Origin of the sequence: Psychrobacter sp. 16-MNA-CIBAN-0192 (genome assembly GCF_040309565.1) — a bacterium.
Taxonomy (GTDB): domain Bacteria; phylum Pseudomonadota; class Gammaproteobacteria; order Pseudomonadales; family Moraxellaceae; genus Psychrobacter.
Window position 1 is genome coordinate 1 of the sequence record NZ_JBEOOX010000059.1, and the last position, 368, is coordinate 368.

Here is a 368-nt window from a genome sequence, read left to right on the forward strand (position 1 = left end):
TCCGAGTACAGCCCGTGGATCGATAGGATTGCCATTCAAGCGAACTTGAAATTCTAGACCGACTTGGTTGGTTTGACCACTGCTACCCATACTGGCAATACGTTGACCAAGTTGTACCTGCTCGCCTTCTTTAACCAGTAATTGACTATTGTGAGCGTAGGCGGTGATGTAATTATCGCTGTGGCGAATCATGATGAGGTTACCATACTCTGGTAGACCATTGCCCGAATACAATACAGTACCAGATTGGCTGGCAAGCACAGGATCACCTTCGTTACCAGCGAACCACATGCCCATGTTACCGGCTGCCGCATCAAAGTTGCGAACCACTTGGTTACGACTTGGATAATCATAGCCCGATGTCGCGT

General features: G+C 48.6%; 1 protein-coding gene. It reads right to left on the bottom strand.

All coding sequences use genetic code 11. The features are described 5' to 3' along the window. The coding region (locus tag AAEY78_RS12345; protein WP_352339636.1) for a murein hydrolase activator EnvC family protein at positions 1-368 on the bottom strand (368 nt) is incomplete at both ends.